Source organism: Psychrobacter sp. UBA2514 (assembly GCF_002341255.1).
GTDB lineage: Bacteria > Pseudomonadota > Gammaproteobacteria > Pseudomonadales > Moraxellaceae > Psychrobacter > Psychrobacter pacificensis.
In genome coordinates, this window is sequence record NZ_DDNS01000041.1 from 6,246 (window position 1) to 11,138 (window position 4,893).

The following is a 4,893-nucleotide window of genomic DNA, read 5'->3' on the forward strand; positions in this document are numbered from 1 at the left end:
TGCCCAGTTGTAGGCCGCCGCCATATCATCGATAAAGGGTTGCACTGTGAACTGATGCTTGCTTAAATCTTGCTCACTATAAGCCGCCTGAGTGGCTGCTTCGTTATTGCGTCCGCATTGATGGAGGACTTCAAACGGTTGGTCTAGCAAAGCCAGTGCTTTTGGCACGGTCTCATTCAATACCTGAGCACCAAGCGAGCCACCCACGACCAGTAGTTTAAGCGGAGAGCTATCATTGATATCATAACGCACCTTTGGCTCTGCGACACCAGTGATGGCATTACGCACAGGATTGCCAACTGTTTCAAGCTTGGCATCTTGTTCACTATTGGCAAAAGTGTTCTCGAATGCTTGTAATACTTTGGTAGACAGTTTAGACAGATAACGATTGCTCATGCCAGCGATGGCATTTTGTTCATGGATAACCAGCGGTGTATTGGTCAGACGTGCAGCAAGTCCACCAGGCGCACTCACATAGCCACCAAAACCAACGACCACGTCAATCTGATTGCTGCGAATCACTTTCACCGCAGCCATCGTCGCTGACAATAACGTTACTGGCAGCTTAACTAAACGACCCACGCCCTTACCGCGCAGCCCCTGCATATTGATGGCATGAAAAGGATAACCCGTCGGTTCAACCAAACCATTTTCCATACCATTTGGCGTTCCAAGCCAATGAATAACCGCACCGCGACCGGTCAGCTCGTCGCTCACTGCAAGCGCGGGAAAAACATGTCCGCCCGTCCCAGCTGCCATCATCAATATGTGCGGTGTTTTCATGGAGATCTGCCTATCTTTATTTTACTGATATGAAGGATTTGCCCTACTACTATGATGCCATTTACTAAAAAAATGACACGGTAAAAGCCCGCATAGTATAGAGGAAATCATTGTCTTATATACAGTACTTTATGCAGTAAAAATAACAAAAAAACCAAGCCATGAGCTGGCATGACTTGGCGTCATTTACTACTGACATACGACCATACAAGGCAATGATAAACGAGGTATTAAGACGTACTTTCTTTAATGGACATCTGTCTTAGACTGTCTAAAACTATACCGTAAATTTATTTTCGATTGCCATGATAAAGTCGGTCGCGATATCGGTACCGCACTGATCATCAATCTCACGTACGCACGTTGGGCTGGTGACATTAATCTCAGTAATACGCCCACCGATCAAGTCCAAACCCACGAACATCAGACCTTTTTCTTTGACAATCGGCGCCACAACTTCTGCCACTTGACGCTCAATATCGGTTAATGGCATCGCCACACCGCGACCACCTGCGGCAAGATTGCCACGGGTCTCGCCTTTGCTTGGGATACGCGCCAAGCTATAGTCGACCACAACGCCATCTACAATAAGTACGCGTTTATCACCTGCTTTAATCTCTGGCAAATAACGCTGCGCCATGATTGGTAAAGTCTCAAGCTCAGTCAGCACCTCAATCGTCACGCCAATATTTGGACTATCAGCAGTCAGACGGAAGATACCCGTACCGCCCATACCATCTAGCGGCTTAACGATGACATCTTGATGCTCAGCGATAAACTTGCGAATGTGAGCCTGTTTGCTGGTCACAATCGTTGGGCTCATATACTCACTAAACCACGTCGCAAATAATTTCTCATTACAATCACGGATGGCTTGCGGATCGTTGACCACGAGCACGCCTGCTGCTTTGGCATGATCAAGCATATAAGTGGCATAAATAAAGCGCATATCAAACGGTGGGTCTTTGCGCATCAAAATCACGTCATAGTCAGCAACTGAGCCTGTCGTTTTATCACCCAGTGTATAAAAATCTGCAGGATCACGCTTCACCGTAAGCGGCTGAGTATCGACCATTAATTGTCCACGATCCAACCACAAGTCATGAATCTGACAGTAACCAAGCTGATGACCACGGTCTTGAGCGGCCCACATCATAGCGAGACTGGTGTCTTTTTTATAATTGACCCGCTCGATAGGATCCATAATGACGAGTATTTTTAGCGATTTTTCTTGGTTTTGTTGGCTCATTGTTTGACTCATGGTAGGGCTCACTTACGTTATATTATTAGTATAAAACAGGCTCAGTGCCTAACTATACACCGTACTGCTCACGGTAATGTTGCATTTTGGCTAACTGGGTCGCGTCTTTATGTTGGCCGTTTTGTGCACCATGGTCATCTGCCAGATAACTGATTAAATCGTCAATATCAACCAATGCCCGTACTGGCACTGCTAATGTGGCAGCAAGCTCTTGAATAGCAGAGTGCTCAGCTTGGCCTTTTTCTTTGCGATCAAGCGCGACGATAATACCCGCAACGCTTGCTCCTGCTTGCTCTAAAATCTCGACCACTTCACGCATCGCTGTACCTGCTGTGATGACATCGTCAAGCACCCATACGGCCTTGCCATGCACATCAGCGCCGACCAAATTGCCCCCTTCACCGTGGGTTTTGGCTTCTTTACGATTGTAACCCCATTTTGCATTGATGCCATGATGTAGCCATAACGCTTGTGCGGTCGCTGCGACAAAAGGAATACCTTTATAAGCCGCACCAAAGATGACTAGCTCTTGCTCATTACCGTCATTATTTGCCGCAACTATCTGTTCGGCTAAGGCATCTGCATAACCACGTGCTAGCAGTGATAACATCTCACCCGTTGCAAGCAGACCTGCATTAAAAAAATATGGACTGATACGACCAGACTTGAGGACAAATTCGCCGAATTTAAGTACTTGGTTATCTAAAGCCAGTTGAATAAATTGATGAGATGAAAACGTTGGGTCTTGCGGGCGCGATACGTGAGACATGATGACATTCCTATGGGCAAAAAGAGGGGCGAAAAAATTTGCATTATTGTACGCATTATTGATCAGCTTGACCAACCGTTGATCTCGTAATCCTGCATATTGGCATAGCGAGTCAACAAACCACTACGCGACGAGATATTAAAATAACTCTGTCCATCTGCCCGCACTTGTATCTCCCAGCCTAAATGATACGCAGCAACAATGATGTGACCAGCAAATATCCGGATCTGACGATATGCGTGGCGCTGCGTAGGCTCACAGACAAACTGACTGAGCAAATAACTACGTACGTGCTGGCAAATTTGCGCGGCACTATAGCTATGGTTGATACTTTTACGAGTACTACATTGCTTTAGCGCATGGACAGCAGCGCTACAGGCCATAATATCTGTCGCCAAACTGCCCTCGCCTGTCTCAAATTGCTGCGGTTGCAAAATCACTTGCCAATCATCGGCATACAGGCTACTCAGCAGTTCATCAGGATTATAGCGTTTGATCAATGCGCGCAGAGAGGCTAAAGACTCGTTGACTTTGTCATTGTTATTTGGCTCAGCCATCCCGTCGCTATCAGCAGAGCCAAACCCATAACGATTGAGTTTTGGATAGGTACGAATCGCCTGCTGGATATCTGACATATCTAATAATGTCATCTTTGATAATGGCGATAATAAGGGCTGATCACTGTGATTTTGATAAAAACTATCAGGCAATTCGACAAGCTGTGCCGCCTTGAGTAACGATAGATGCTCCGCCAAGGCTTCTGAAGCAATCAGCGACCATTTTGACAAGCTATCTGCATTAGGCTGATAGAACCGCGTCGAATTACCATAAAGCCGGCGCAGCTGACCATCTAGGCGACGAGCAGGCTCAGGAATATCACTCAATGGTCTGGCAGGATCAAGGGGGGATCGTTTGGGATCAAAGTTCGGATGTACGATCGCAGGTTGCTGTGAATCAGCTAGCATAGAAGACTGCCCAGCATCGCCTTTTGTGAGCTTGCTACCTTCTGCTGCCAGACTAGCATGAGACAAACGGTCATCAGAAGTAGAAGGCTGGGTCATGGAATCTCCATACAAAATAAACTATAAAACCAATAAAAACGATCAAACTAAGAAACGGTCTTGAGCTTAAGAGCTTATGCTTAAATACTCACACTGAAAAGCTTACTCTTGGTGATCTAAAATATCACGATAGCCTGTCTGCCAATCAGCGTACTCAAGCCAAGCTAACGGAATATTGCTATGTAAACGCTTTCCTGTCACTGATGTCTTTTTTTCATCGATAGTAGGCGCGGCTTCACCGATTTGTTCACTCAACCAAACGCCAAGCTCAAAGGTGGTTACAGGTCTGTAGTCTGTCGCAAGATAGAGTGGCTTTGGTGCGGCTGTCGTCAACACATTGGCAATGATAGTGACCAAGTCGCGATCCATAATACGATTGCTCCAATGCTCGGCGGCTACTGGCTCTTTTTGTGGCTCGCGCGCTTTACGCACGCGCATAAGGCGCTCACGTCCATAAATGCCGCTAGGACGAATGATGATGGCTTTATCACCAAAGCTTTGTTGCAGTGCTTGTTCGGCTTGTAATATAACCTTTGATGCGTCACGCTCAGGCGTCATAGGTTCAGTATGCTCATCGATCCATTCGCCATTGTCTTGACCGTAAACACCAGTAGAAGAGATAAACACGACGCGCTCAAGGTTCGCCAGATTAGCAGTAATCGTTGCCAAATGTTGGCTAATCGCCAAGTAGCTGTCATGATAACCGCTGGTCGAATACTCATCAGGTGTGACGATAATCGCAATATGGGTAAATGATTGCAGCTGCTCGGTCGTCAGAGTCAGCGCATCAGCCTGCAAAAAATTGGCGTTATTCACTAAAGCATAATGATGACGCTCACTACGAGCCAGCCCTGTCACCGAAAAGCCGTCTTGTGCCAGTTTATTGGTAACAGGCAAGCCGATATCACCTTGCCCGATGATGAGTATATTTGGTGTATACATAAAGCATCTTTCCTTTTATACAACTTATACAACGATTACAGCGCTAAAAGATAACTCTATAGTCAATCAATATTAAA

Annotated in this window: 5 protein-coding genes; all 5 read right to left on the reverse strand. The window is 46.2% G+C overall.

What is annotated here, in order from left to right:
* The coding region (locus tag B3V51_RS10660) for a UDP-N-acetylglucosamine--N-acetylmuramyl-(pentapeptide) pyrophosphoryl-undecaprenol N-acetylglucosamine transferase (protein ID WP_286708401.1) at positions 1-783 on the reverse strand (783 nt) is incomplete at its 3' end.
* A 277-nt stretch (positions 784-1,060) separates the two neighbouring features.
* Positions 1,061-2,032 (reverse strand): glutathione synthase, encoded by a 972-nt coding sequence (gene gshB / locus B3V51_RS10665; RefSeq protein WP_071003766.1) that lies wholly within the window; start codon positions 2,030-2,032, stop codon positions 1,061-1,063.
* Positions 2,033-2,096: 64 nt separating this feature from the next.
* Entirely contained in the window at positions 2,097-2,813 is a 717-nt protein-coding gene (gene pyrE, locus B3V51_RS10670; protein ID WP_186473714.1) for an orotate phosphoribosyltransferase, read from the reverse strand.
* Between the two features lie 62 nt (positions 2,814-2,875).
* Positions 2,876-3,874, reverse strand: a complete 999-nt coding sequence (locus tag B3V51_RS10675) for a hypothetical protein (RefSeq protein WP_286708402.1) — start codon at positions 3,872-3,874, stop codon at positions 2,876-2,878.
* A gap of 102 nt (positions 3,875-3,976) precedes the next feature.
* Positions 3,977-4,816: an SDR family oxidoreductase gene (locus B3V51_RS10680; RefSeq protein WP_286708403.1), complete on the reverse strand. Its 840-nt coding sequence runs from the start codon at positions 4,814-4,816 to the stop codon at positions 3,977-3,979.
* Positions 4,817-4,893 lie beyond the last annotated feature (77 nt).